We start from the raw sequence: 24,686 nt of genomic DNA, 5'->3' as shown, positions 1-24,686 counted from the left end.
CCTCTGTCGGTTAAACCGTGCGCAAAGTCGCTCCGGGTGGGCGTCGCTGGGCCAGGAACCGACTATACTTGCCGCGCACGCGCGTAATGACGGTTACTCGATTATTTTTGCTATCACTTTATGCCAGCGTCAGGGCTGCACTGAATGATGTGCCGTTCCGCGCCGGGAGTGGGTCGGTTTGGGGCCTGTATGTTATTAAAAGAACTGGCTGTTTTTGATGTATTAAGCACCCCGATCTGGGTAGTCCATCCTTTTACAGAGTGTGTGGTCTATGCCAATCAGGCTTCCCGGACGCTGAGCGGCGATATGTCGCTGAATGAGATGCGCAACGGTATCTATTCCACCTGCCCGGAAACGCAGCTGCAGCATTATTTGCGCTATCTCGACGCCATGACTGAGATATTTGAAGTCTGGACGCTGCAGACCGCCAAAGGGTTGCAGTCGGTATATTGTAAAACCACCCTGGTGGAGACCGAGGACAGCGGCACCTTACTGTTATTCGAAGCGGTGAAGCTGCTCGCGCAAAATCAGTCGATTCATACCGGCTCTCGCCGCTACCAGCGGCGGAACAATGGCTTTTTTGCCCGCTTTTTTATGACCAATACCGCGCCGATGCTGTTGATCGATCCTCAGAAAGAGGGCCGGATTGTCGATGCCAATATTGCCGCGCTGCGCTTTTATCATTATTCCGATGAGGAAATGCGCAATAAACATACCTGGCAAATTAATACCCTGGGCCGGGATGTGATCCCCATTATGAATAACATTGCCAATATGCCCGGCGGGCATAAGCCGCTTAATTTTACTCATATTCTGGCTGACGGCTCGCTGCGCCATGTTCAAACCTATGCCGGGCCGGTGGTGCTGTATAATATCCGGCTGATGTTATGCATCATTCACGATATCACTGAAGAAGTGCATCTGAAAAAAGAGCTGGAATTTTCCGCCGCCCACGATCCCTTAACCGGACTGTTAAATCGCCGCGAATTTTACCGGCTCGTCGACGCGCCGTCGTTTATCGCCCATGGTTTTTGTCTGTTGTTAATCGATATCGATCATTTCAAGAGTATTAATGATATTCACGGTCATCAAAAAGGCGATGAAGTTCTGCTGGTGATCTCCCGCATTCTGGAAACCTCGGTGGACCGTGAAGATAAGATATATCGCTGGGGAGGCGAGGAGTTTCTGCTCTTTTTGCCCCATTCGCCGATCGCCCGCGCGCTGATGGTGGCGGAGGCGATCCGCCAGGCGGTCAGCGAATATCAGACGCTGTCGGTCACCGTCAGCATCGGCGTCGCCGAGCATCATGATGGCGAAGCGATTGATCAGCTGTTTTACCGCGTCGATAAAGCGCTGTATGCGGCGAAAAATGACGGGCGCAACCGGGTAACGCGCATGCCTTTTGACAGTGCGGAACTGTTGCGCAATAGCGGTGGCGCAGCCTGATTCGCGCTCGCCGACTATACTGAGGATGAGCCAGCCTGCTGTAACGGGTGGTAATAAGATTAGCCTGTGTTTGAGGTGGCAAACAACGTATGCTGCGTCTTCTCGTTCTGCTGTCGGTAGTCTCTCTTTCTGCGCCGACGACGCTGGCGGCGGACGGGCACGCGATTAAACAACGTGCCGATGCGGTATTGACCTTGATGAGCTATACCGTGGTTCCCGACGTGACCGCCAGCGATCTCAACATCGGTTCCGGGAGCAACGATAAACACAACCTGACCATCACCCAGTTTGGCGGCGGAGCGACCCTGAGCGAGTCGTTTCCTCTTTACCTCGAAGGCACAATGGGCTACAGCCGTTACGACCCGCGATTCGTCGTCAGCAATGGCCAACAGACGCGAAATGTGCCGACCAAATGGAACAGTCTGACCACCACCGGCGGCGTCGGCTGGGATTTTTCGCTGCACCGGGACAGCCTCGGAGGTAACCTGGTGCTGCGGCCGATCGTCAATGTGATGCTCGGCACCCTGGCCAGCGATGTACGCCTTGGCCGCTGGGTCATAGAGCGAAAAACCAACGCCGATCTGCAGTTTCTTGATGGCGGACGCTTCAACGCCTGGGGGCTGGGCGGGGCGCTGATGCTGGATTATGAACGCTTCTCCGCCACCCAGGATATTGATGCCGAACTGCGTTACTCCTATATGCGTCTGCAAAGTTTCGGCAGCAGCGCCGAGGTGGTGCAGGGCGAAGCCAGCGCGGAGAACCTCGGCCTGTATCTGCGCCGCCGCGCGCCGATCGCTGACTGGACGCTGCTGGGCAACCCGTTGCGCTACGTGCTGGAGGGCGCGCATACTGAATTTATCGGCGACCAGCGAGGGGCGCTGGGTTTTACCGGTTTGACCTCCCTGGGGGTTGGTCTCGAACTGGACAGCAGTAAATACCCGGTCTTTATCACCCGCACCCGGCTGGTGGCGCGCTATATGTTCGGCAATAACACCACGGGCTATGGCCTCGGCCTGGCGATGAGTTTTTGAATGCCACTAACCCAGCCAGCGCCTTCTCCCTTTTGAAGAGGGCCAGGGCGAGGATCAATCCTGACACCACACCCGCTCGCCGTTCACCCACGTCTCGCTGATATTGCGCTCATCGCCCAGGGTCATCAGTACGAACAGCTGCTCATAAATATCATGGCAGCGGCCCATCCGCAGACGCTGCAGCGGAGTGACCGCCGGGTCAATGACCACAAAGTCGGCCTCTTTGCCCGGCTGAAAATTGCCAATCTTCTCTTCCAGCCGCAGGGCGCGCGCCCCGCCGAGAGTGGCGTGATAGAAGGCCTCGCTGGCGCGCAGGCGATAGCTCTGTAGTTGTCCTACCTTGTAGGCCTCACCCAGCGTTCGCAGCATGCTAAAGGTGGTCCCGGCCCCGACGTCGCTGCCGATGCCCATCCGCACCCGGTGCTGCCAGCAGGCGGGCAGGCGGAACAGCCCGCTGCCGAGGAACAGATTCGAGGTCGGACAGAAGGCAACGGCGGACCCGGTGTCATGCAGGCACTGCCATTCGGCATCATCAAGATGGATCCCGTGAGCAAATACGCTGCGTTCGCCGGTGAGCTGGTAATGATGATAGACATCCAGATAGCGTGCATGCTCCGGCCACAGCTGTTTAACCCAGGCGATCTCCTCCCGGTTTTCACTGAGATGCGTCTGCAGCCAGGTATCGGGAAACTCGGCCCGCAGACGCTGCACCGCCTCCAGCAACGCCGGCGTCGAGGTGGGGGCAAAGCGCGGGGTAATGGCATACCCCAGCCTTCCGCGCTGATGCCAGCGGTGGATCAGCGCCCGGGTCTGCTCGTAGCTTTCCCCGGCGGTTTCGCACAGATAGTCGGGCACATGGCGATCCATCATCACCTTTCCGGCGATCAGGCGCATATTGAGGCGCAGCGCTTCGCTGAACAACGCCTCCACCGAGGCCGGATGCAGGGTACAAAACACCAGCGCGGTGGTGGTGCCATGGCTTATCAGCTGATTGACAAAAAACTGCGCTATCTCCTGGGCATACTCCGCGTCGGCAAACTGGCTCTCCACCGGGAAGGTGTAAGTGGTAAGCCACTCCAGCAGCTGTTCGCCAAAGGCGCCGATCATCTCGGTCTGCGGATAGTGGACATGGGCATCGACGAACCCCGGCAACAGCAGCTTACCCCGCAGGTCAACATAGCCCTTCAGCGGATGCAGAAAGGCTTCACCCTCCTGCCATGGCAGCAGCGTAACAATTTTCCCGTCCTGCAAGAACAACAGGCCATCATTGAGATAGCGGGCCTGGGCGGCCACCTCATCCGGCGTCTCCGCCACGCCGGCGATATCAAAAAATGCACCGCGCACCGCGGTCTGGTAATCCATCATCGAACCTGCCTTCTCTTAACGCTCAGGGAATAGTGATAAACAGCAAGATTGGTGCCAGTTTGCAGCCTGCCGCGGCCAGTCGCCGCGGCAGAAGGGGAAGGTTACTCTTTTTGCGCCACCGCGCCGGAGCGGAAGGCGGCTTTCGCCGCCACTTCACGCTCGTCGCGAGCCAGCCAGCGGTAGGTGGTCGCGCCGAGGAAGACGCCGATAAACCAGCTGAAGTTCGCCACTTCGTGCAGGGCCGGAATAAAGCTGATAATCAGCCCCAGGCCCACCGACGGCAGCAGGGCGGCAATGGCTTTCGGATTAAAGCCGTTGCGGTACCAGTATTTACCCTTCGGCGTATCGTCAAACAGGTCGTCCACCGACACCCGGCCGCGTTTGATCAAATAGAAGTCGGCGATCAGGATGCCAAACAGCGGGCCAATAAAGGCGCCCAGCACGTCGAGGGTATAGTGGATCAGTTCCGGTGAGTTAAACAGGTTCCACGGCGTCAGAAGTATCGACCCCACCGCGGCGATCATCCCGCCGGCGCGGAAGCTGATTTTCTGCGGCGCGCAGTTGGAAAAATCGAAGGCCGGCGAGACAAAGTTAGCCACGATATTGATGCCGATGGTGGCGGTGATCATAGTCAGCAGGCCGATGGCCACCGCCAGATCGTTGCCCACGCGGCTGACGGTTTCAATCGGGTCGGTGATCATTTTGCCGAACAGCGACTGGGTGCCGGAGACAATCACCACGGTGACCACCGAGAACAGCAGGAAGTTAAACGGCAGTCCCCAGCGGTTGCCGCGGCGGATCTCGCCCATGCTTTTGCCGTAGCGGGAAAAGTCGCCGAAGTTAAGCAGCGGCCCGGAGAAGTAGGAGACGACCAGGGCCGTGGCGGTGATCATCTGCCAGGTCTGCTCTCCGGCGCTCAGGGATTTGCTGGCGAGGGTAAAGGAGATCCCGTCGAGACCGGTCTTGTATACAATCCAGCCCGCCAGGGCCAGCATCACCACATAGACCGCCGGACCGGCGATGTCGATAAAACGCTTGATGGCGTTCATGCCGTGCCAGAAAACCATCGCCTGCAGCAGCCACATGGTGGCGAAGCACAGCCAGCCGAGCGTCGACAGCCCGAGGAAACTGCTGCCGGTCAGCGAGGCAAGGGAGGGCCAGAACTTGAGCAGGACCAGCATCAGGGCGTTTGCCGCCAGATAGGTCTGAATACCGTACCAGGCGAAGGCGATCAGCCCGCGGATCACCGCCGGGATATTGGCGCCGAAGACACCGAACGCCTGGCGACAGATCACCGCGTAAGGCACCCCGGCCATCTGGCTGGGCTTCGCCACCAGGTTAGCGCACAGCTGCACAATACAGATGCCCACCAGCAGGCAGAGCAGAACCTGCCAGCTGGCCAGTCCAAGCGTAAAGAAGCTTGCCGCCACCACGTAGCCGCCCATGCTGTGCACGTCCGACATCCAGAATGAAAAGATATTGTACCAGCTCCAGTTCTGGTCGCGGGTGGGCGCCAGATCGTCATTACATAGCCGCGGACTGTAGCCGGCGGCCGCCTCGTGAGTCTTCGTCTGCTGCGTGTGGGATGAATGTGGCATGAAACCTGCTCCTCTGAATGAAAACCCTTTTGATATGGATTGCTGAGGCTATTGCAGGATCCAGGCCAGAATGATGAATCTTGTATACAAAAAATAAATTTTATGTATACGATCTGCTATCGATAAGTGAAACCGGAGTGGGTTAATGAATAATGAACATCGTCTCCAGGCCGCGCCAGCGCTGCAGGATAAGGACGAAAGCATTTACCAGGCGCTGATGACGGCTATCGTCGAACATCAGCTGCCGCCGGGCAGCAAACTGCCGGAAGAGGCGCTGGCGGAAGTATTCGCCGTGAGCCGCACCGGCATCAGAAAGGTGCTGCAACGACTCGCCGCTGTGCAACTGGTCACGTTAACGCCCAAACGTGGTGCACACGTCACCAGCCCGAGCGTGGAAGAGTCCCAGGCGATCTTTCGCACCCGGGCGCTGCTTGAGGTCGCTAATCTGCCCGATGTGATCGCGCGCTGTCAGCCGCCACATCTGGCGGCGCTGGAGAACATTATCCAGCGTGAACAGCAGGCCCATGAGGCGCACGACGGCCCGGCGGCGATCCGCCACTCCGCTGACTTTCATATTCAGCTGCAGGCTATCTCCGGCAACCCGGTACTCACCGAGATGGTGACCCGCCTCAGCCAGCGCTCCTCGTTAGTGATTGCCGCCTGGGGCGCACCCTGGCGCCAGGGCTGCCGCTGCGACGATCACCAGCAGCTGGTCGGTTTGCTGCGGGATAAAGCCCTGCAACCGCTTAGCGAGGCGCTGATGCACCATTTTGATCATATTGTCGCCAGCCTGTGCTTCGAGCGCGATGGCGTCAGTCTGCCCGATTTTTCCCGGCTGTTCGCCGGCCACAAGGAGTCGTGATGTCTTCCGTTTGTATACAAGTGATCAACCCCAACACCAGCCTGGCGATGACCGAAACGATAGGCGCCGCCGCGCGTGCGGTCGCCGCACCTGGCACCGAGATCCTTGCGGTCTGTCCCCGCGCCGGCGTGCCGTCAATAGAGGGCCACTTTGACGAAGCCATCGCGGCGGTCGGCGTGCTGGAGCAGATCAGGGCCGGACGCGAGCAGGGAGTGGATGGGCATGTGATCGCCTGCTTCGGCGACCCGGGGCTGCTGGCGGCGCGCGAGCTGGCTCAGGGGCCGGTGATCGGCATTGCGGAAGCGGCGATGCATATGGCGACGATGGTCGCCACCCGGTTCTCCATTGTGACCACGCTGCCGCGCACGCTGATCATCGCCCGCCATTTGCTGCACCAGTACGGCTTTCATCAACACTGCGCGGCGCTGCACGCCATTGATTTACCGGTGCTGGCGCTGGAAGACGGCAGCGGCCTGGCGCAGGAGAAAGTGCGTGAGCGCTGCATCCGCGCGCTGAAAGAGGATGGCAGCGGGGCGATTGTCCTTGGCTGCGGCGGGATGGCGACGCTGGCGCAGGAGCTGACCCGCGAGCTGCGGGTGCCGGTGATCGACGGCGTCAGCGCGGCGGTGAAGATGGTCGAGTCGCTGGTCGCGCTGGGGCTGGCGACCAGCAAGCACGGGGACTTAGCGTTCCCGGAGAACAAAGCGTTAAGCGGACAGTTTCAGTCGTTAAATCCATTTTAAAAGGGGCAGGTGATGGTTGAGAACCAGGAACACTATCCTCGCGATCTGCGAGGTTATGCAGGGCAGCCGCCGCACGCGCGCTGGCCGGGCGGGGCGCGGATCGCGGTGCAGTTCGTCCTTAACTATGAGGAAGGCGCTGAGAACCACGTCCTGCATGGCGATGCGGGTTCGGAACAGTTCCTGTCCGATATTATCGGCGCCGCCAGCTACCCGGCGCGCCATATGTCGATGGACTCGCTCTATGAATACGGCAGCCGGGCCGGGTTCTGGCGCATCCATCGCGAATTTAGCCAGCGCGGGCTGCCGCTGACGGTCTTCGGCGTGGCGATGGCGCTGGCGCGGCATCCGGAGATTGTGGCGGCAATCAAGGCCGCGGATTACGATGTGGTCAGCCACGGCTGGCGCTGGATCCACTATCAGCACATGGATATCGCCGAGGAGCGCGAGCATCTGCACAAAGCGGTGCAGGTGCTGACCGATCTGTTCGGCAAGCCGCCCACCGGCTGGTATACCGGCCGCGATAGCCCCAACACCCGCCAGCTGGTGGTGGAGCACGGCGGCTTTGACTACGACAGCGATTATTACGGCGATGATTTACCTTTCTGGAGCGAAGTGGCCTGCAGCGACGGCAGCCGTCGACCGCACCTGATCGTGCCTTACACCCTCGACGCCAACGACATGCGCTTTGCCACCGCCCAGGGGTTCAACACCGCGGAGCAGTTTTATACCTACCTGAAAGACAGCTTTGACGTGCTGTACGCCGAGGGGGAAACCGCGCCGAAGATGATGTCCGTGGGGATGCACTGCCGGCTGCTGGGGCGTCCGGGCCGTTTCCGCGCGCTGCAGCGTTTCCTTGACTATATCCAGCAGCACGACAAGGTATGGGTCTGTACCCGGCAGCAGATCGCCGACCACTGGCGCGAGTTCCATCCGTATCGCGGGTAGCTTGCTGCCACTCATCAGGCCCTCTCCCCAGGGAGAGGGCATCGCCCGAACGCGGCTCTCGCACCGATAAAACCTGAAAGACGCCGTGATGAATCTGCGTCCTCTTTCACCACCCTGTTCCGCCGCGTGACCGGGCAGCCGCCATCGTTTTATCACCCAGCTTGATGCTCCGGGGAAGAGGGCTCCCGGCAGCATGGGTCGGAAATGAATGTCACTTTTATGGCGTTGCTATGCGTTAACGCAGTCATAAGACAGACAATCCTGGAATGCCTGGCTTGCGTCTTCAGGTACCCCTACATTTAGTGGTGGCTGCCTCCAGGCGGTTTCTCTATTCTGTCTGTAACCGTGAGAAGACCGGAGTCTCTCTTTGTGAACCATCTTATCGTTGAAAAAGTCATCATCATCTTTCTTCTCATCCTGTGGGGATTCGATACATTCAGAACCAGGAAAAGAAAACGTTATGATCCCGCGATTGAAGCCGCTGATGCCAGCGAACGCCATCAATGGCGCTATCTGAGATGGGGGTTTCGGATCATACAGGCGGTAGCGGGAGTGTATATCGTCGTGCAGCTGATTCAGGTTTTACTGAGATAGCGGCCGCCGGCAGGGGCGGCTGAACATAACTCTTCTCAGCGACACGTGTTCCTGTTTTTCGCCGAGAGCTAAGAACTTGCCTGCATATAAACGGGGTGTTTTTAGTTTGTAACATTTCCAACAACAGCATACGTGACCTTTCAATGATGCAAGTGATACTGGTTCGACACGCAGAAACAGAATGGAATGTAAAAGGTAGTATTCAGGGACACAATGATAGCGCATTGACGCTTCGGGGGGAGCGTCAAACATCAGCCTTACTGGCGGCGTTTGCAGCGAGTAATTACCGGGTAGAATGTGTTTACGCTTCTCCGCTTGGCCGGGCCTGGCAAATGGGACAGCGCCTGGCGGAGAGTTTTTATTGTTCACTGATAGCTGAACCAGCTCTGAAAGAACAGGCTTTTGGTCAGTTTGAGGGCATGACAAGCGTAGAGCTCCTGCAGAATAATCCAGACGCCGCAGAAGCGTTATTCAACCTTGATGCAGAGTATTGTCCGCCAGGGGGGGAGTCTCTCTCACATGCTTCGCAGCGAATTATGCATTTTTTATCCAATCTGGAAAAAAAACATCATCATCGAACAATATGTCTTGTCTCTCACGGGCAGGTCATTCAGGGCGTGCTTGCGATGCTAACAAGCGGAGCTGTGGATGATTTTCACAGGTATGCGCAACCCAACGCGAGTTACTCCGTTTTCGAGTTGGTTAATGGAAGGTGTACCGCCCTTAGATGGGGGATCGCGACACATTTACGTCACCTGGATTGAACAGTCTGACTTACCCCAAATTAATATACTTCACTTCACGTATATCCCAGCTTTGATACAAATAAATGCCCCACGAAGCGGCAGGCTGAGTAACCAGGAACCCCTTAGAATATAGGATGATTTGTATCGGCACTTATTACACCATGCGTTCCGATTAACGCCGCATAGCCAGTTGAACTTTGCTACTCTGTGAAAGGTAGTGCCGTCTATCCAGTGCGGATTTAATTAATGGAATAAATGATTATGAGTGATAATGATACAACCCCGAAGAAGTCTACAAGCCAGATTAACAAAGCGGTATTCTTTACATCTGCTTTGCTAATTTTCCTTCTTGTCGCCTTTGCCGCCGTATTCCCGGATGTCGCCGACAAAAATTTTAAACTACTACAGCAACAAATCTTCACGAATGCCAGCTGGTTCTACATCCTTGCTGTGGCCCTGATTTTACTAAGTGTCACCTTCCTTGGACTCTCACGCTACGGTGATATCAAGCTGGGCCCGGACCATGCGCAGCCTGATTTCAGCTACCACTCCTGGTTTGCGATGCTTTTTTCGGCAGGGATGGGGATCGGCCTGATGTTCTTTGGCGTTGCCGAACCTGTAATGCATTATCTTTCGCCTCCCGTTGGCACGCCAGAAACCGTTGCGGCAGCCAAGGAAGCAATGCGTCTGACCTTCTTCCACTGGGGACTGCACGCATGGGCAATTTATGCCATTGTGGCGCTGATTCTGGCGTTCTTCAGTTACCGTCACGGTCTGCCTTTAACTCTGCGCTCCGCACTCTATCCCATTATTGGCGATCGCATATACGGGCCTGTAGGCCATGCGGTTGATATTTTCGCTGTTATAGGCACGGTCTTTGGCGTCGCGACATCGCTGGGTTACGGTGTTTTGCAGGTGAATGCCGGTTTGAACCATCTTTTCGGGGTGCCCATCAATGAAACGGTGCAGGTCATTCTGATCGTGCTCATCACGGGGTTAGCGACGATTTCAGTGGTGTCCGGCCTGGATAAGGGAATACGTATCCTGTCTGAGCTCAATCTGGGTCTGGCGTTGTTGCTCCTGGCGCTGGTTCTGTGTCTGGGACCAACCGTGCTTCTGCTGAAGTCATTTGTGGAAAATACGGGCGGTTATCTTTCGGAACTGGTGAGTAAAACGTTCAACCTTTACGCGTATGAGCCTAAGTCGAGCAACTGGCTGGGGGGCTGGACATTACTGTACTGGGGATGGTGGCTTTCATGGTCGCCGTTTGTGGGGATGTTCATCGCCCGGGTCTCCCGCGGGCGAACCATTCGCGAGTTTGTCACCGGCGTGCTGTTTGTTCCCGCGGGTTTTACGCTAATGTGGATGACGGTGTTTGGTAACAGCGCGATCTATCTCATTATGAACCAGGGGGCCACAGACCTCGCCAATACTGTTCAGCAGGATGTGGCGCTGGCCCTGTTTAATTTCCTCGAGCATTTCCCGTTCTCTTCCGTGCTGTCATTCATCGCAATGGCGATGGTCATCGTCTTCTTTGTCACGTCTGCTGATTCGGGGGCAATGGTTGTTGATTCTCTGGCATCAGGTGGAGTGGCAAACACACCCGTCTGGCAGCGAATATTTTGGGCATCGCTCATGGGCATTGTCGCAATTGCGCTTCTCCTTGCCGGAGGGCTAAGTGCGCTGCAAACAGTGACAATAGCGAGTGCATTGCCTTTCTCAGTGATCTTACTGATATCCATATACGGACTTTTAAAAGCTTTGCGCCGGGATTTGACCAAGCGTGAAAGCCTGAGTATGGCGACAATTGCTCCTACGGCTGCACGTAACCCAATTCCCTGGCAGAGAAGGTTACGCAATATCGCGTATCTGCCGAAGCGATCTCTTGTGAAACGTTTTATGGACGACGTCATCCAGCCCGCCATGACGCTGGTTCAGGAAGAGCTGAACAAGCAGGGGACGATAAGCCACATCAGTGACGCAGTCGAGGATCGTATTCGTCTTGAAGTCGATTTGGGTAACGAGCTGAATTTTATATATGAAGTGAGGCTTCGCGGGTATAGCTCACCGACCTTCGCGCTCGCCGCGATGGATAATAATGAGCAGCAGACTGAACAACATAGATATTATCGCGCTGAGGTTTATCTCAAAGAAGGCGGTCAAAATTATGATGTGATGGGCTGGAACCAGGAACAGCTGATTAATGACATACTGGACCAGTACGAAAAACATCTGCACTTCCTGCACCTGGTTCGTTAATAGCAACATGCCGTCCTGGGGGCGGCAATTATTTATCCCGGCCGCAATATGAGGAATGCAGAATGATTTCACGCTGGAAATGGATTCTGAAGCAGACATTTAAAAAGCTATGGTTCAGGGCAACGTTATTCGCCATTGTCGCGATAATAACGGCCCTTTTATCAATTCTTTTTAAATCAATGATACCTGAGTCGGTTTCCGTGAAGGTTGGTGCGGAAGCAGTCGATAACATTCTGAACATACTGGCATCGAGTATGCTGGCAGTGACCACTTTTTCGTTGAGTATCATGGTCACAGCCTACGGTTCAGCCACTACTAATGTGACTCCCAGAGCTACGCGTTTAGTTGTTGAAGACGTAACCACACAAAATGTACTGGCCACCTTCATCGGTTCTTTTCTCTTCAGTCTGGTAGGGATTATTGCCCTCAATATGGGAGCTTATGGAGAAAGGGGGAGAGTCATTTTATTCATTGTCACACTGGTTGTCATTGCCTTAATCCTCATCACATTGCTTCGCTGGATACAGCATTTGACCTCGCTGGGGAGGGTAGGTGAGACAACGGCAAAAGTAGAACAGGCGGCCATCGAATCATTTATTGCGAGAGCAAGAAATCCCTTTCTCGGCGGATATCCATGGCTTGAGAACAATGAACAGCCGAAAGGAACGGTTGCAGTTTATCCGAACAAGATTGGCTATGTTGAATATATTGATATGGTGCAACTTAGCAAGCTGCTGACCAATGATCCCCGTCATGTATACCTCGTGGCGCAGCCAGGCAGTTTCATACATCCATCCATGCCCGTTTTGTACCTGAGTCAAGGCCAGGAGTCATCAATCAGCGCCGATTTACTTGAGACGATTATTGTCTCGGATGTACGTTCATTTGCTCAGGATCCCCGATTTTGTCTTAGCGTCATGGCCGAAATAGCCTGCCGGGCCCTTTCCCCCGCAGTGAACGATCCTGGAACCGCCATTGATGTCATTGGCAGAGGTGTTCGTATACTTTCCACTTACGCGCAGAATAAATCTGATGAAATAGAAGTGAAATATCCTTCAGTTCATGTTGCACCACTTCAGAATAACGATCTACTGGAAGACTTTTTCTCACCTGTCGCGCGCGATGGTGCCAGTATGAGGGAGATTCAGATAAGAGTCCTTAAAGGACTGTCTATGCTGAGTAAGGGTTGGCCTGGGATATTTTCTGAGGCCGCGCATAATTTAGCATTTGAAACATTAGAGCATGCAACACGTGCTGACCATATAGATTCTGACAGATGTCTAATAAAATCAATTTATTATAATTTATTTGGTGGCGAAGATTCTAATAAAAAACCATAGTTGCGGAGCAAGCGATTCGGTTGTTGGCAAGTAAAGGGCAAAGCATTCGCGTGAGAATGGGCGTCTGCTTTGTGCCAGGGTCGGACTTTTTCAAAATCTCGCTAAGCTCAAACTCCTCAAAGACAAGTTCCATTTCCTCAGAATAAGTGCCTTCACGCTCAAAATAACGTTTGTGTCCTTCCTTCCAGTACTCCAGACTTAAATCACCTTGACCTTCTTTGCTGGCGAGTTCGCTTGTCATTTCACAAAAGCGAATGACCTGCAACCTGACAGTCTGAATCACGCACATTGGCTGTCCTGTTCCGTCGAGAATGATATTGTAACTTCCAGCGCAGGGAGCTTCGCCTCGTTCATATTCACGCTGAAAAGAAGTTTTCGAACAGCAGGTTGCTGTTTTACTCCCACTTAGAACCAGTTGTTTGCGCAGAGTGAACATCAAGGGTCCACAATTCGGTTAAGTACCAATCGCTCAAAGTAGATAATTGAAGGATGAAGTGCTTTATTAACCGGCTGTACGATTAATTACAGCCGGCCAAAGAGCCGTCGGGAATCAGACAGCCAATGATATGTCCTCTACTAACGGTGTTTAAATTTTCCTTCTTACTCCGGCAACATAACACCTGAAAGCTCAGCACAGATATGAAGCAGCCGCTCCTGCAGTGCAACATCATTGGCCTGTGGATTCGCGGTCATGCGCTTGAGGTGGTAGAAATATTTACCTGTTACCTTTGCCTGCGGATCATCACTGGCGGCAAGCCAGGCCTGAGTCAGATGCGCCTGTTCCATATCATCGGGCGCACCCGGGCCGCCCATTCTGGTGGGCACCCAGCCGGGCTCCAGAGCGTTGACGTGCACGTCCCGCCAGCGACGCGCCACGGCAAACGCCAGCATCGCGTCATGCAATTTACTCTCAGCGTAGGCGTCGGCGCCATTCCAGGGCCGCTTGCGCCAGAGAATATCGTCCAGACAGGCTCCGACATGATGATGCATACCAGAACTCAGATAGACGAGGTGCTGCGGACGCGCGATCAATGCGGTTAGTATGTAAGCGGAAAGCGTATTAATTGCGAACACATGCGGCAGCCCGTCCCGGGTGACACGGCTGGCTTCACGATAGCCCACTGCGGCGTTATGGATCACAGCATCGAAATGCCCGAGCTCGTTAACGCGTGATGCGGTTTCCTTCGCCCCCGCAATCGTTTCGAGGTCGCCGACGACGACCGCTTCGGCCTGCGGTAAAGCGCGCCGGGCATCTTCTGCACGGCTGCTATTACGCGCGTGCAGCACAACTTCATGCCCCTGCTGAACCAGCAGTTCAGCCGTCATCAGACCCAGGCCGGTGGACGAGCCGGAAATAAAAATACGAGACATAGAACTTCTCCAGAGTAGTGCGCCGCCAGACACGACTGACGGCACTGCGTGATATTCAGAATTGGGCGCGGCGGGAGACACTCGCCAGCAGCGCACCCAGCAGTGCACACAGCGCGCCAGAGAGATAAACGGCGGCATAACTGTAATGACCGGCGATAAACCCCGCAGCCGGGCCAGAGAGGCCATAGGCGATATCAAGAAAAGCGACGAAGGCGCCCATCGCACTACCACGATTGGCCGGTGGCACCCGCCGGAGTGCTTCGACACCCAGCGCCGGGAAAACCAGCGCACAGCCCAGTCCGGTCACCAGCGCACCGGCAAGCGCCGTCCATTCATTTGTGCCCAGCCACAACATGGCCTGGCCGATGGCTTCAACCGTCATCGACCAGATTGCCACGCGATAGCCTCCCATCCGATCGGGCAGATGGCCGAAGACAAGGCGAACGAAAATAAACCCGAGTCCAAAGGCGGTCATGACCAGACCGGCGTTCTGCCAGTGGTGTGCCGCAAAGTACAGCGAGGCAAAAGCGGTGAGTCCGGATAAGCCGACACCCTGCAGCATCAGCCCCAGCCCTTCGCGCCAGATGCGTCCGATCACCTGATAAAATGGCAATCGCGTGCCTCCCGGCGACACATAAGCAGAAGAGCCCAGCGCGATCAGCGCAGCCAGGACCGGTGCAGCAATGCAGGCCATCATGGCTACCGCGAGGCTGTAATGCTGATACAGCGCCATGCCAACCGGCGCGCCAATTGACAGGGCTGCGAACATGGCAATGCCGGTCCATGACATCGACATTCCGGCCCGCTGTGGGCCAACCGAAGCAATCGACCAGGAGACACACCCCGTGACGAACTGGCTTTCGCCAAAGCCAGCCATCAGACGACCGGCAATGACGATGCCGAGGCTGGCGGTGGGCGATAGATCTGACGCGGAAGCGGTCAGATACAACCCACCCGCCAGCGCCGAAAGTAGTGCCCCCTGCAGTGCAGAACGCTTGCCGCCCAGCTGGTCGGTTACCCGTCCGGCATAGCCACGTGTGAGCACGGTGGCCAGAAACTGAATGCCGATCACCAATCCCACGACGAGGTTACTGAAACCGAGGTGACCATGTATGAATAACGGAATCACCGGCAATGGCAGGCCAACCGCCAGATAGCCAAAGAACAGTGCGGCGATAACGCCCGAAGCCGGGCGGGGAAGCAGCGCGGGCGGATTGTTTTCCTGCATGCTCCGCTTTATAGCGAGATCTGGCATGGAAATCTCCTGTGCGAGAAAGGCGTAAAAGTGTGATACGGCCCGCTGCGACGGGCCGCTCTGACATCAGGCTGCGGTGAAGCGATCGACATGCCAGCCGCTGGCTTTGAGCAGGTAATCACGGGACGCTGTGGTATCCGCCTCCAGTGCGGCCAGATCCACGTCAATCAGCTGGCCCGCGCGCTTACGTAACTGTCCCGCCACCATTACCGTGTCCACATCCGCGCGTTCAATCGCCTGCACCACTGTTCCGGTTACATTCGTGACCGGGAAGACGGCGACGCCGCTGGTGCGTACCATGATGATGTCAGCCTGCTTACCTGGCGTAAGGGTGCCAATCTGGTCCTCCAGTCCGGCCGCGCGTGCGCCATTGACGGTTGCCGCCTTCAGTACCGCTGCGACCGTAATAGGCGCCGGTACACTCTCTTCGCCACGGAAGCGCCGGTAGCGCATCGCTGAGCGCTGTTGTCCAAACAGCGCATGCATTTCTCCGAACATATCGCTGCCAAACGCGGTATCCAGATCAATGCCCAGCGCTGGCGTCAGACCATAATTAACGGCCTTCTGATAGGCGAAGCTCTCATCGTCGAAGCCAAACAGCGCATCTGAACGCGGATTAACGGTGACGTTAACACCTGCTTCGGCCAGTAGCTGCCATGTCTCATGCGGAACCCGAGAACAGTGGTTAAATATATTGTGCGTACCCAGCACACCCGGTTTGGCAAATTCCGGGCCGAGCTTCGCCAGATCGCCGATGAATTCCGTCAGAATCCGCATGTCGAGATCACGCGCGACCTGCCACCAGTCCAGATTAAGTTGCCCGAACAGGCCCACGCGTACCCGGCTTTCCGGGGTATTCCAGCGCTGCGCCAGCCGCGGCAGATCGCCCGGCAGATGCGCGGCTGAGGCTTGCTTGTCCATCGCCGCACCCACCATGTGTAATGCGCGAATACCGCTCTCCTGCAGGGCATCCAGCGCGGCATCAGTGTGGGCCGGGCTGCGCGCGTTGTGGCAGGCATCAATAACGGTAGTGATACCGGCGTCCAGACAGGCGGCCGCGGTCAGTCTGGTACTCAGAAACATGTCCAGCGGCCGATAGTGGGCACCCAGTTTTTCAGCGACAACATCAATGTAAGCAAACAGATCGTCCACATCTGGCATCATGCGACGCATGACACCCAGCCACATGTGATGATGAGCATCAATCAGTCCTGGCATAACAATATGATGAGTGGCATCAATCACCTCAGCGTCATCCGCCTGCAGAGCCGGACCAACAGCCGCGATCCGATCGTCCTCGACAAGGACATCGCCGACGTCAAGATTAGGAACATTGGCATCCAGCGTAAGGATAATGCCGCCTTTGAAAAGAGTGCGCTTTGTTGTCATGTCGTATTCCTCAGAATTAAGGGGTGCCGTTCGTTGCGGAATTACCCTGCCTGAACCAGGTAAACTGCGAGTCGCAACGATGTGGACGACACAATAGGTTGCGCACCATCTTTGATAAAGGTAGTTTTATTCAAATTATTTTTGCTAAAAATCAAAGATGGGTGCTTATGAGTTTTGACGGACGACTTCTCTCGGGGCTAAGTGTGTTGGCAGCTGTCGTCGAGGCTGGTAGTTTCAGCCGCGCTGGCGAGATACTGGGACTTTCAGCTTCCGGCGTAAGCCGATCTATTGATCGGCTTGAAGCACGGCTCGGTGTACGTCTGCTGAACCGCACCACGCGCACCCTGAACCTCACCAGCGAAGGCAGGGCTTTATATGAGCGCGCTGCGCCGCATCTGGAAGGTATTGAAGTAGCGGCAAGCTATGTTTCTGGTGCTGCCGTGGCGGTGCGTGGTGCATTGCGTGTTAGCGTGAATCCCATCTTTGCTCGTTACATTCTGGCACCCAAATTGCCGCTGTTGCGTCAGCGTCATCCGGATCTGAAACTGACGGTGGTGCAGCAACCCGATGTCGGCGATCTGGTGACGGAGGGGATCGATGTCGCCGTGCGCTTTGGGCCTCAACCTCCCTCTACCATCACATCAAAGCTGCTGCTGAATACGCGCGTGCTGACGGTAGCCGCGCCGGCTTATCTGGCACAGCACGGAAGACCACAGAATCCCCAGGATCTTACCAGGCATGAATGCATTCAATATATTGATCCGCGCAGCGGTAAACCGTTCAGTTGGGAATTTCGGCGCGGTCGGGAATGGCTGTCTGTAGAGACACAGGGGCATCTGATCACCACTGATGTCGATCTTATGGTGCAGGCCTGCGTGAGCGGCACCGGTATTGCGCAGGTGTTATCACTGAGTGTCGCGCACCTGATAGCAGACGGGAAGCTCACAGAACTGTTTCCGGAATGGCCGGATGAAACCTATCCACTGTACGTTGCCCGCCCATCGCGTCGTCTGGCACCAGCGGCTGTCGAGGCCTTTTTGAATTTTTGCACTGAAATCAGTGACGATTTTGAAGAGTTCCAGCCCAGCGGACAGCGATGACAAGCATATATTCAGTCTGCTTCGGGGAAGAAAGCTATTTAGCCGAAGTGTCGGGAGATTGAAGGTCCGCTCCTCGCTCATAGCGGACCTTCAAATCAGTTAGTTCGTCCGCTCTGTACCAGGACCGGACATGACAATCTCAACCCGATGGCAAGCTCACCGGGCATGACATTATGCTTGAGCGGCGTTGTAACGTGCTTCCAGCTTGTCCAGAAAGCCAAAAAGCACTTGATTCATTTCACTGTAATCGTGGGCCCGGAGCGCTTCAGGCGTGTCAACGAAACGGTAGTCTGCTGCACGGCTCAGGTCTTGCTCAGAATGAGCGATCAGCCGTTCTACAACGTCCAATGTGAGCTCCATGTGGCACTGGAAACCAAAGACGCGGTCTGAATAGGCAACGATCTGCCGGGGACAGCCTTCGCTGTAAGCGATAATCTTAGCCTCCGGCGTCAAGCCTGGCATATCGTTATGCCAGTGACCCACTTCCAGTGTTTTCCCAAAGTGTGAGAACATCTCATCCTTTCTACCGTCTTCGGTCAATGTGATCGGGAATTTACCAATCTCTTTTTCCGGGCTATGAGAGAACGGCGCGCCCAGCGCTTCACCAATGAGCTGTGAACCCAGGCAGATACCGATCACCGCCTTACCGGTTTTAACCGCGGAAGCAATCAGCGCCTGTTCCGCTTTAGCATTAAAGTGCGGGCACGCTTCAAGCGTTGTGTCCGGATCTTGCGGACCGCCCATCACGATAAGAAAATCGATGCCTTCGGCGTCAGCAGGTAGCCGATCGCCTGCATAGACGCGTGAGTAAGTTACATCATGACCTTGGTTTATTGCCCAGGTTTCATATGCGCCCGGGGCTTCAAAACTTTCATGTACGATAAAGTGTACACGCATGAGGTTAAGCTCCTGTAATATCTTTGACGATCAGAATGATAAGTCACGCACCCATTGCCTAAGGCTCTACTCCGGGTGGTTCCAGTTTCGATATGATAAATGCAGGGGCTAAATCTGAAATGCCAGGTAGTATAGATAAAGCGCCAAGACATGATGAAGTCACAGGCTGGTCCAGTACTGCGATAAGCTATCAACGTGGTGAGGTAGATCCTCCCCATCATCATGTTGAGGGGCAGCTACTCTTCGCCACCAGAGGGGTGATGCTGGTGCAAACAGAGAGTGACCGTTGGGTGATCCCTCCTCAGCGGGCATTATGGCTACCGCCTCTGCATATCCATAGTTACCATCTGCTTTCACAAACCGATCTCAGGGCGATCTATTTCAGCAGTAGCCTTATCGCAGAATGTATGAGCTTTACGAAGAGTCAACAGGTGCATGTGATCACGGCTACGCCGTTAGTCAAAGAACTTATCGCAGGGCTGTTCAGTGAGGACTACGCCAGACCGATTCAACGGAAGATAGCGTTGTTGCTTCTGGAAATTCTCAGCGAGTCGCCACCTTTAACGATGGCGCTACCCATGCCGAATGATGAGCGATTATTCAGCGCGGCCAGATCGCTACTGGTCAATCAGCGCTGGGAAGCATCGCTGAGCGAGCTGGCTTTTATGTCGGCCATGTCGGAACGGACCTTTTCCCGATTGTTTATGAAGGATACAGGCTTTAGTTTTCGAACATGGAAGCAGAGAGCCAGAATTTATGCTTCGTTGGATCTTCTCGCGAACGGCGTTCCAATCAAACAGGTCGCTTACCAGCTTGGTTTCTCATGCCCGGCGGCATTTACCGCTGCTTTTCGTTCCATTCTTGATTCAACGCCGCGCGATTTTGTGCCTTAAACCGGGAAACCATATCCGCTTTTTGCTCATCGCAGCCGTTCGGATATTTTGCACGACAAAGAGGGGATGGCAGGGGAGCCATCTGCGAGGAACAGAATCACCGTAAAATCCCTGGGGAAGAGAATGATATTTACCCCTGTAATCCTGTGCACGGGCGGCCTGGCCTGCGCCTGCCAGCGCGGTGGTGAGCAAAAAGCGCCCAGCAGAAGATAAGGTGAATAACTGGCTGCCGGCACCGGACGGTAAGTTATCACTGTATATTCGCGCTTATTGGGGTGAGCAGTCGATTCTGGACGGGACCTGGCAGCCGCCGAAAATTGAAACCGTGAAATAAGCGAACCAAGTGGCCCTCTGTTTATGAAAGGGGGCTTTTTCTAACTCCTTTTGACCGTTTGTCCCTCGCACACTCCAGACCTTTTGCTCGATAGCTTGTCCGCTCCGCGCCAGCATCGAATATTGTTATCAAGGCGATTGATAAAACGTCAGCCCGTTAACCTTGTCTCACAGCACCTCAACCACTTCAAACTCTTCTGCGATCAACTCCATATCCTCAGAAAAATGACCTTCACGAATGAAAAAACGCTGATGCTCTTGCTGCCAGTATTCAAGGCTTAAATCGCCTTCACCTTCTTTGCGGGCGAACGCTTCAGTCACATCACAAAAACGCACCAGCTGCATCGAAACCAGTCTGATCACGCAAACTGGAACATTCTGGCCATCAAGAATAATGTTATAATCCCCAATCCTCGGGGCAGACGCTTCCTGCTGATAAGAGGCAAAAGATCCGCAAGAAGCCGTTTTGATCCCTTTTTTAATCAGCTCCGCAAGCTCGCTTGCCAGTTCCGGACTGTCACCCATTTGCCAGGCCCCTGCGCCTGGATATTTCCTTTTTATTTCCTCAACTTCAACCATGAAAATTCCTTCGTTATCGTCAATGAAAAGAAAGTTATACCTTTTTTAACCTGAGCGGTCCCAACATTATCAGCGATATCTTTCTTTAGATAGTGTGGTCCGTTCTTCGCTCAAAACGGACCTCAAGGGCATTTAACTCGTTGGCTCTGTGCCAGAAACGGAAATTAACTTCAGGACGAGCAATAACATCGCCTGTCTTATTCAGACTGCCAGTAAAGCGGTGAACCGAACGCGTCCAGGTAGTAATCGATAATCGCCCGAACGTTCAGAGGAGGGTGGCGGGCATTCGGATAGATTGCCGCGATATACTGTGGCTCCGTTTTTATGGACGTATCCAGCTCCGGCAGCAGTTCGACAAGCTCGCCGCGCTTCAGCCGGTCTCCAATCAGCCAGTCAGGAAACAGCACAATCCCCATTCCCCCGAGCGCGGCAATCAGCAGAGTTTCAGCATTATTCGATGACATCAGGGGCGAGACGGGGTAGTGCACCCATTCTTCTCCGTGCCTGCGCAGCAGCCATTGGTTTGGTCCTGACGAACCGCGATAGACCAGGCATTTATGCCGCGCCAGCTCTTCGGGTGATTCCAACATGCCGTGCCGGCGGATGTAATCCGGTGACGCGGCAAGATGATAGAACTGCTGGCCAAACACGCGCGCATGAAATGCGGAATCCGTCAGCACGCCAATGCGGAAAATTACGTCAGCCGGCTCGCGGTGCGGATCGATGTAATCATCAGTCAGGGTAAGCTCAATGCTGAGCTTCGGATATCGCGCCGTCAGGCCGGGTAACGCGGGGGCGACATGGCGCTGTCCAAAGAACACCGGTGCGTTTATGCGCACCATTCCGGAAGGCTCAAGGGTTCTCTCGTTGAGTTCCCGCCGCGCCTCCTCCATGCTGCCAGTCATGGCTCGCGCATAGCGGATAAAAAGATGGCCGCTTTCCGTCGGAATTATCGCCCGGGTATTGCGATAAAAAAGCTGCTGCCCGAGCACATCCTCCATCTGATGGATGACGCGCGAAACCTGAGAGGCAGATATCCCTTCCCGCCGAGCTACCACAGAGAAATTCTGCGTCTCATAAACGTCTATAAAAATCAGCAGGGCGCGAATACTGATGTTCCCGAGCTCATTCATTAATGCATATCCTGCACAGGTGTTTATCTCATTATGGCATTTTTCTCATCCATGTTAAGTCGTAATCTTCTCCGCCTGAACTACGGGAGACTGATTGCTATGCAACTCATATTGATTTTTATCGTCATTGCCGGAGGCATGGGACTGTCCATAGAGGCAGGATTGCTCGGGCCACTGGGTGGGGAGGTCGGTGACCTCTGGGCTACCTTTAGCATATTCGGCGTCGGTGCGGCGCTGACCTTTCTGCTGATGCTTTTTTTCAGCCCGCGCAACAGCCCGTCATTCTTTGCGCAACCTGCGTGGCAGCTGCTTGGCGGTGTGCTTGGGCCGATCTACGTCATCATCCTCACCGTGGTAACGCCTGCAATCGGCATCGCCATGACGATGATCGGCATTCTGGCAGGCCAGGTGTTCAAGAGCCTGATGATTGATCACTTCGGCCTGCTCGGTACGTCGCGCCGGAAAATTGACAGTAAGCGTATCATTGCGCTGATTTTTATCATTGCAGCGCTGGTTATGGTTGCCCAGGGGTAAAGTAACATTATGACTATTATCATGATTCTGCTCGCCGTCGCCGGTGGCGCCATGCTGAGTATCCAGGCGGCTATCAATGGCCAGCTGGGCAGCAAGGTCGGCGTATTCAAAAGCGCGTTCCTGACATTTTCTGTCGGCGCGCTGGTGACGGGATTGCTGATCTTCTTCTTCGAACCCAAACACACCCTGACGCTGATGGACGTGCCTAAATGGCAGCTGCTGGGCGCAATGTTTGGCGTACCGTATATCGTCATTATGGTACTGGCCGTCCAGCGTATTGGCGCTGCAGTGGCTACGGTCGCCGTCATTTTTGGCCAGTTAACCATGAGCATGCTGATCGATAACTTCGGCTGGCTGGGCAATGCGGCGATTCCATTCTCGCTGAGCCGAATCGGCGCCATTGTCTGCCTGGGTTTCGCGCTGTTCTTCATTTACGCCAGCAGCAGGTCAAAAGCCGCAACGGCGACACCCCCCCGGCAGCAGGAAAACGCTAACACATAAGCTCAGGTCTTCGTCATTAACATCGGTTTTGGTCTACAGGACGCCATAACCCCAACGCACCCGTTTTCGCAGCAACGCGTCAGTGCCCCCCATTTTTTGACCTTAAGAGAAAGGGGCCGCACACCCGGCTTCAGCGGTGGTAGCGAATTTTTTAGCTTCATCAGAGAACACAGGAGCAAGGTGGACAAGTGATACCAGCGACAGCGTATGCTGTCCGGGTGGAGCTCCTCCGCCAGCCAGCGCCGGCGGGGGAGTTGACGATTATTCCCAGCGTTTCAGCAACAGGCTGGCGTTAACCCCGCCAAAGCCAAAACCGTTCGACAGCGCATAGCGCATCTTCTGCGGGCGGGCCTCCAGCGCCACCAGGTTAAGACCGGCCGCCTCTTCATCGGGGTGATGCAGGTTCAGCGTCGGCGGCACCACCTGGTCACGCAGCGCCTGAATGGTGAAGATGGCCTCAATCCCGCCTGCCGCGCCTAACAGATGGCCGGTGGCGGATTTCGTCGAGGTAATGGCGACGGGATGGGCGCCAAACAGCGTTTTAATCGCCGCCAGCTCGCCTTTATCGCCGACCTGGGTCGAGGTGGCGTGGGCGTTAATATGGTCAACCTCTTCAGCGGTCACTCCGGCCTGGCGAAGGGCGGTTTCCATGGCCCGACGCGCGCCGTTACCGTCTTCCGGGCCCGCGGTCAGGTGATAAGCATCTGCGCTGGTGCCGTAGCCCACCAGCTCGGCCAGCGGCGTGGCGCCGCGCGCCAGCGCGTGCTCCAGCGACTCGATCACGATAAGCCCGGCGCCTTCTCCCATCACAAATCCATCGCGGTCGCGGTCAAAGGGGCGGGAAGCGGCTTCCGGCTGGTCGCTGGAGGCGCTGGAGAGCGCCCTTGCCGCGGCGAACCCGGCAAGGCTAACGCGATGTATTGCCGCTTCCGCGCCGCCGCAGAGGGCGATATCCGCCTCGCCGCTGCGGATCATCCGCGCCGCATCGCCAATGGCCTGGGCGCCCGCCGCGCAGGCGGTGACCGGCGCGCCGATGGGGCCCCGGAAACCGTGGGCGATAGACACATGCCCGGCGGCCAGGTTGGCCAGAAAAGAGGGAATGGTGAACGGGGAGAGGCGACGCGGCCCACGCTCATCGGTGGTATGTACCGCATTGGCGATCTCGCTGAACCCGCCGATCCCGGTGGCGATCACCGTGGCGGTGCGTTCCTGTTCGGCCGCAGATGCCGGCGACCAACCGGCCTGAGTCAGCGCTTCACGCGCGGCGACCAGCGCAAACTCGATAAAACGATCCATCTTTTTGCGCTCTTTCGCCGGGATGGTCGCCAGCGGGTCGAAGCCGTGCAGCGGATCGCTTTCAATGGACGGCACCTGGCCGGCCACTTTGCAGGGAATATCCGCGACCAGCTGCTCGCTGAGCCGGGTAATGCCTGATTTTCCTGCCAGCAGCGACTGCCAGACGTGCTGTACGCCGCAGCCCAGCGGGCTGACAATCCCCATCCCGGTGACGACAATGCGTTTAACGGAAACGCCCATAGTTAACTCTCCTGTAGTATCAGTGTGCCGGCGGCTTTTTCATCAAGGGAACCAGCTGCGCGGCAGGCAAAAAACCAATCATGATGAGGTAGAACGCATCGGAAAATGCCTGGGTTCGCGCCTCCCGCCGCGCCAGCGCGGCATCCGGTGAGATCCCCGCGTGGCGAAGTTTGCCGCGCTGCGCTGAACAAAATCCTGGCGTTATTCAGATGGCCGCCAGAACGACGACGCTTTTC

The 24,686-nt window shown here is 55.7% G+C and carries 22 protein-coding genes and 3 pseudogenes; 14 read left to right on the top strand and 11 right to left on the bottom strand.

Annotation, left to right across the window (positions count from 1 at the left end):
* Window positions 1-189 precede the first annotated feature (189 nt).
* Window positions 190-1,446, top strand: coding sequence for a sensor domain-containing diguanylate cyclase (locus tag QLG03_RS23220; RefSeq protein ID WP_032428856.1), 1,257 nt, complete (start codon window positions 190-192; stop codon window positions 1,444-1,446).
* An 89-nt stretch (window positions 1,447-1,535) separates the two neighbouring features.
* Window positions 1,536-2,477 (top strand): hypothetical protein, encoded by a 942-nt coding sequence (locus QLG03_RS23215; protein ID WP_060589541.1) that lies wholly within the window; start codon window positions 1,536-1,538, stop codon window positions 2,475-2,477.
* Between the two features lie 54 nt (window positions 2,478-2,531).
* Here the strand turns inward: QLG03_RS23215 and guaD are convergent, their stop codons facing one another.
* Both guaD and QLG03_RS23205 read right to left on the bottom strand, forming a co-directional pair.
* Window positions 2,532-3,842 carry a guanine deaminase gene (gene guaD, locus QLG03_RS23210; RefSeq protein WP_255987612.1) on the bottom strand — a complete coding sequence of 437 codons (1,311 nt, stop codon included), beginning with the start codon at window positions 3,840-3,842 and terminating at the stop codon, window positions 2,532-2,534.
* A 101-nt stretch (window positions 3,843-3,943) separates the two neighbouring features.
* Window positions 3,944-5,440, bottom strand: a complete 1,497-nt coding sequence (locus QLG03_RS23205; protein WP_023289774.1) for an NCS1 family nucleobase:cation symporter-1 — start codon at window positions 5,438-5,440, stop codon at window positions 3,944-3,946.
* Window positions 5,441-5,585: 145 nt separating this feature from the next.
* On the opposite strand from QLG03_RS23205, the gene QLG03_RS23200 reads away from it, so the two are divergent.
* The 8 genes and pseudogenes from QLG03_RS23200 (at window position 5,586) to QLG03_RS23165 (ending at window position 12,929) form a co-directional block, all read left to right on the top strand.
* Complete coding sequence (locus QLG03_RS23200; protein WP_002905523.1) at window positions 5,586-6,302, top strand: GntR family transcriptional regulator; 717 nt, start codon at window positions 5,586-5,588, stop codon at window positions 6,300-6,302.
* Window positions 6,302-7,167 (top strand): annotated as a pseudogene (gene hpxA, locus QLG03_RS23195) (allantoin racemase). The gene QLG03_RS23200 and the pseudogene hpxA overlap by 1 nt, the downstream one beginning before the upstream one ends.
* The gene (puuE, locus tag QLG03_RS23190) at window positions 7,091-7,990 is read left to right on the top strand and encodes an allantoinase PuuE (RefSeq protein ID WP_224252767.1); all 900 of its coding nucleotides are present in this window, start codon (window positions 7,091-7,093) and stop codon (window positions 7,988-7,990) included. Before hpxA ends, puuE begins: the two are co-directional and overlap by 77 nt.
* A 90-nt stretch (window positions 7,991-8,080) precedes the next feature.
* A pseudogene (locus QLG03_RS23185) lies at window positions 8,081-8,155 on the top strand (hypothetical protein); the annotation flags it as partial.
* A 204-nt stretch (window positions 8,156-8,359) separates the two neighbouring features.
* Window positions 8,360-8,584: a hypothetical protein gene (locus QLG03_RS23180; protein ID WP_102006076.1), complete on the top strand. Its 225-nt coding sequence runs from the start codon at window positions 8,360-8,362 to the stop codon at window positions 8,582-8,584.
* A 143-nt stretch (window positions 8,585-8,727) separates the two neighbouring features.
* Window positions 8,728-9,348: a histidine phosphatase family protein gene (locus QLG03_RS23175; RefSeq protein WP_085551109.1), complete on the top strand. Its 621-nt coding sequence runs from the start codon at window positions 8,728-8,730 to the stop codon at window positions 9,346-9,348.
* 243 nt (window positions 9,349-9,591) lie between these two features.
* Window positions 9,592-11,589: a choline BCCT transporter BetT gene (gene betT, locus QLG03_RS23170; protein ID WP_147733471.1), complete on the top strand. Its 1,998-nt coding sequence runs from the start codon at window positions 9,592-9,594 to the stop codon at window positions 11,587-11,589.
* 62 nt (window positions 11,590-11,651) lie between these two features.
* Window positions 11,652-12,929 carry a DUF2254 domain-containing protein gene (locus QLG03_RS23165; RefSeq protein ID WP_180263435.1) on the top strand — a complete coding sequence of 426 codons (1,278 nt, stop codon included), beginning with the start codon at window positions 11,652-11,654 and terminating at the stop codon, window positions 12,927-12,929.
* Here the strand turns inward: QLG03_RS23165 and QLG03_RS23160 are convergent.
* The 4 genes from QLG03_RS23160 to QLG03_RS23145 all read right to left on the bottom strand — a co-directional run bounded on the left by QLG03_RS23160 (window position 12,913) and on the right by QLG03_RS23145 (window position 16,944).
* Window positions 12,913-13,365: an ASCH domain-containing protein gene (locus QLG03_RS23160; RefSeq protein WP_180263570.1), complete on the bottom strand. Its 453-nt coding sequence runs from the start codon at window positions 13,363-13,365 to the stop codon at window positions 12,913-12,915. The genes QLG03_RS23165 and QLG03_RS23160 overlap by 17 nt on opposite strands.
* 164 nt (window positions 13,366-13,529) lie before the next feature.
* Window positions 13,530-14,300, bottom strand: a complete 771-nt coding sequence (locus QLG03_RS23155) for an SDR family NAD(P)-dependent oxidoreductase (RefSeq protein WP_180263434.1) — start codon at window positions 14,298-14,300, stop codon at window positions 13,530-13,532.
* A gap of 55 nt (window positions 14,301-14,355) precedes the next feature.
* A complete protein-coding gene (locus QLG03_RS23150; RefSeq protein ID WP_241509230.1) occupies window positions 14,356-15,555 on the bottom strand; it encodes an arabinose transporter in 1,200 nt (399 codons plus the stop codon).
* 66 nt (window positions 15,556-15,621) lie between these two features.
* On the bottom strand, window positions 15,622-16,944 hold the full coding sequence (locus tag QLG03_RS23145; RefSeq protein WP_101861620.1) for an amidohydrolase family protein: 1,323 nt from the start codon (window positions 16,942-16,944) through the stop codon (window positions 15,622-15,624).
* Window positions 16,945-17,042: 98 nt separating this feature from the next.
* On the opposite strand from QLG03_RS23145, the gene QLG03_RS23140 reads away from it, so the two are divergent.
* Window positions 17,043-18,044 carry a LysR family transcriptional regulator gene (locus QLG03_RS23140; protein WP_210726332.1) on the top strand — a complete coding sequence of 334 codons (1,002 nt, stop codon included), beginning with the start codon at window positions 17,043-17,045 and terminating at the stop codon, window positions 18,042-18,044.
* A 171-nt stretch (window positions 18,045-18,215) separates the two neighbouring features.
* On the opposite strand, the gene QLG03_RS23135 is transcribed toward QLG03_RS23140, so the two are convergent.
* Window positions 18,216-18,941, bottom strand: a complete 726-nt coding sequence (locus tag QLG03_RS23135) for a type 1 glutamine amidotransferase (RefSeq protein WP_186976414.1) — start codon at window positions 18,939-18,941, stop codon at window positions 18,216-18,218.
* A 92-nt stretch (window positions 18,942-19,033) separates the two neighbouring features.
* On the opposite strand from QLG03_RS23135, the gene QLG03_RS23130 reads away from it, so the two are divergent.
* Window positions 19,034-19,834 (top strand): helix-turn-helix transcriptional regulator, encoded by an 801-nt coding sequence (locus QLG03_RS23130; protein ID WP_255987610.1) that lies wholly within the window; start codon window positions 19,034-19,036, stop codon window positions 19,832-19,834.
* 501 nt (window positions 19,835-20,335) lie between these two features.
* Here the strand turns inward: QLG03_RS23130 and QLG03_RS23125 are convergent.
* Together QLG03_RS23125 and QLG03_RS23120 are read right to left on the bottom strand one after the other, a co-directional pair.
* Window positions 20,336-20,692, bottom strand: coding sequence for an ASCH domain-containing protein (locus QLG03_RS23125; RefSeq protein ID WP_072096678.1), 357 nt, complete (start codon window positions 20,690-20,692; stop codon window positions 20,336-20,338).
* Window positions 20,693-20,943: 251 nt separating this feature from the next.
* Window positions 20,944-21,879 (bottom strand): LysR family transcriptional regulator, encoded by a 936-nt coding sequence (locus tag QLG03_RS23120; protein WP_255987609.1) that lies wholly within the window; start codon window positions 21,877-21,879, stop codon window positions 20,944-20,946.
* A 99-nt stretch (window positions 21,880-21,978) separates the two neighbouring features.
* Here QLG03_RS23120 and QLG03_RS23115 point away from each other — a divergent pair, with 99 nt between their 5' ends.
* Window positions 21,979-22,413 (top strand): DMT family transporter, encoded by a 435-nt coding sequence (locus tag QLG03_RS23115; protein ID WP_023289765.1) that lies wholly within the window; start codon window positions 21,979-21,981, stop codon window positions 22,411-22,413.
* 9 nt (window positions 22,414-22,422) lie between these two features.
* A complete protein-coding gene (locus QLG03_RS23110) occupies window positions 22,423-22,914 on the top strand; it encodes a DMT family transporter (protein WP_023289764.1) in 492 nt (163 codons plus the stop codon).
* 261 nt (window positions 22,915-23,175) lie between these two features.
* Here QLG03_RS23110 and fabF read toward each other — a convergent pair whose 3' ends face one another.
* Together fabF and QLG03_RS23100 are read right to left on the bottom strand one after the other, a co-directional pair.
* The gene (gene fabF, locus QLG03_RS23105) at window positions 23,176-24,450 is read right to left on the bottom strand and encodes a beta-ketoacyl-ACP synthase II (RefSeq protein WP_087827290.1); all 1,275 of its coding nucleotides are present in this window, start codon (window positions 24,448-24,450) and stop codon (window positions 23,176-23,178) included.
* Between the two features lie 19 nt (window positions 24,451-24,469).
* Window positions 24,470-24,645, bottom strand: a pseudogene (locus tag QLG03_RS23100) (EmrB/QacA family drug resistance transporter); the annotation flags it as partial.
* Between the last annotated feature and the right edge of the window lie 41 nt (window positions 24,646-24,686).

The organism is Klebsiella sp. V115_8, assembly GCF_029967715.1.
GTDB classification, from domain to species: Bacteria; Pseudomonadota; Gammaproteobacteria; order Enterobacterales; family Enterobacteriaceae; genus Klebsiella; species Klebsiella quasipneumoniae.
This window is presented reverse-complemented; position numbering and strand designations above follow the sequence as displayed.

Coding starts and splice junctions, on each gene's coding strand:
- QLG03_RS23135 (WP_186976414.1), bottom strand. CDS start 18,941: ATGCGTGTACACTTTATCGTACATGAAAGTTTTGAAGCCCCGGGCGCA.
- QLG03_RS23165 (WP_180263435.1), top strand. CDS start 11,652: ATGATTTCACGCTGGAAATGGATTCTGAAGCAGACATTTAAAAAGCTA.
- QLG03_RS23110 (WP_023289764.1), top strand. CDS start 22,423: ATGACTATTATCATGATTCTGCTCGCCGTCGCCGGTGGCGCCATGCTG.
- QLG03_RS23220 (WP_032428856.1), top strand. CDS start 190: ATGTTATTAAAAGAACTGGCTGTTTTTGATGTATTAAGCACCCCGATC.
- QLG03_RS23145 (WP_101861620.1), bottom strand. CDS start 16,944: ATGACAACAAAGCGCACTCTTTTCAAAGGCGGCATTATCCTTACGCTG.
- QLG03_RS23120 (WP_255987609.1), bottom strand. CDS start 21,879: ATGAATGAGCTCGGGAACATCAGTATTCGCGCCCTGCTGATTTTTATA.
- QLG03_RS23130 (WP_255987610.1), top strand. CDS start 19,034: ATGATAAATGCAGGGGCTAAATCTGAAATGCCAGGTAGTATAGATAAA.
- QLG03_RS23205 (WP_023289774.1), bottom strand. CDS start 5,440: ATGCCACATTCATCCCACACGCAGCAGACGAAGACTCACGAGGCGGCC.
- guaD (WP_255987612.1), bottom strand. CDS start 3,842: ATGATGGATTACCAGACCGCGGTGCGCGGTGCATTTTTTGATATCGCC.
- QLG03_RS23160 (WP_180263570.1), bottom strand. CDS start 13,365: ATGTTCACTCTGCGCAAACAACTGGTTCTAAGTGGGAGTAAAACAGCA.
- QLG03_RS23155 (WP_180263434.1), bottom strand. CDS start 14,300: ATGTCTCGTATTTTTATTTCCGGCTCGTCCACCGGCCTGGGTCTGATG.
- QLG03_RS23115 (WP_023289765.1), top strand. CDS start 21,979: ATGCAACTCATATTGATTTTTATCGTCATTGCCGGAGGCATGGGACTG.
- fabF (WP_087827290.1), bottom strand. CDS start 24,450: ATGGGCGTTTCCGTTAAACGCATTGTCGTCACCGGGATGGGGATTGTC.
- QLG03_RS23150 (WP_241509230.1), bottom strand. CDS start 15,555: ATGCCAGATCTCGCTATAAAGCGGAGCATGCAGGAAAACAATCCGCCC.
- QLG03_RS23175 (WP_085551109.1), top strand. CDS start 8,728: ATGATGCAAGTGATACTGGTTCGACACGCAGAAACAGAATGGAATGTA.
- betT (WP_147733471.1), top strand. CDS start 9,592: ATGAGTGATAATGATACAACCCCGAAGAAGTCTACAAGCCAGATTAAC.
- QLG03_RS23200 (WP_002905523.1), top strand. CDS start 5,586: ATGAATAATGAACATCGTCTCCAGGCCGCGCCAGCGCTGCAGGATAAG.
- QLG03_RS23215 (WP_060589541.1), top strand. CDS start 1,536: ATGCTGCGTCTTCTCGTTCTGCTGTCGGTAGTCTCTCTTTCTGCGCCG.
- QLG03_RS23125 (WP_072096678.1), bottom strand. CDS start 20,692: ATGGGTGACAGTCCGGAACTGGCAAGCGAGCTTGCGGAGCTGATTAAA.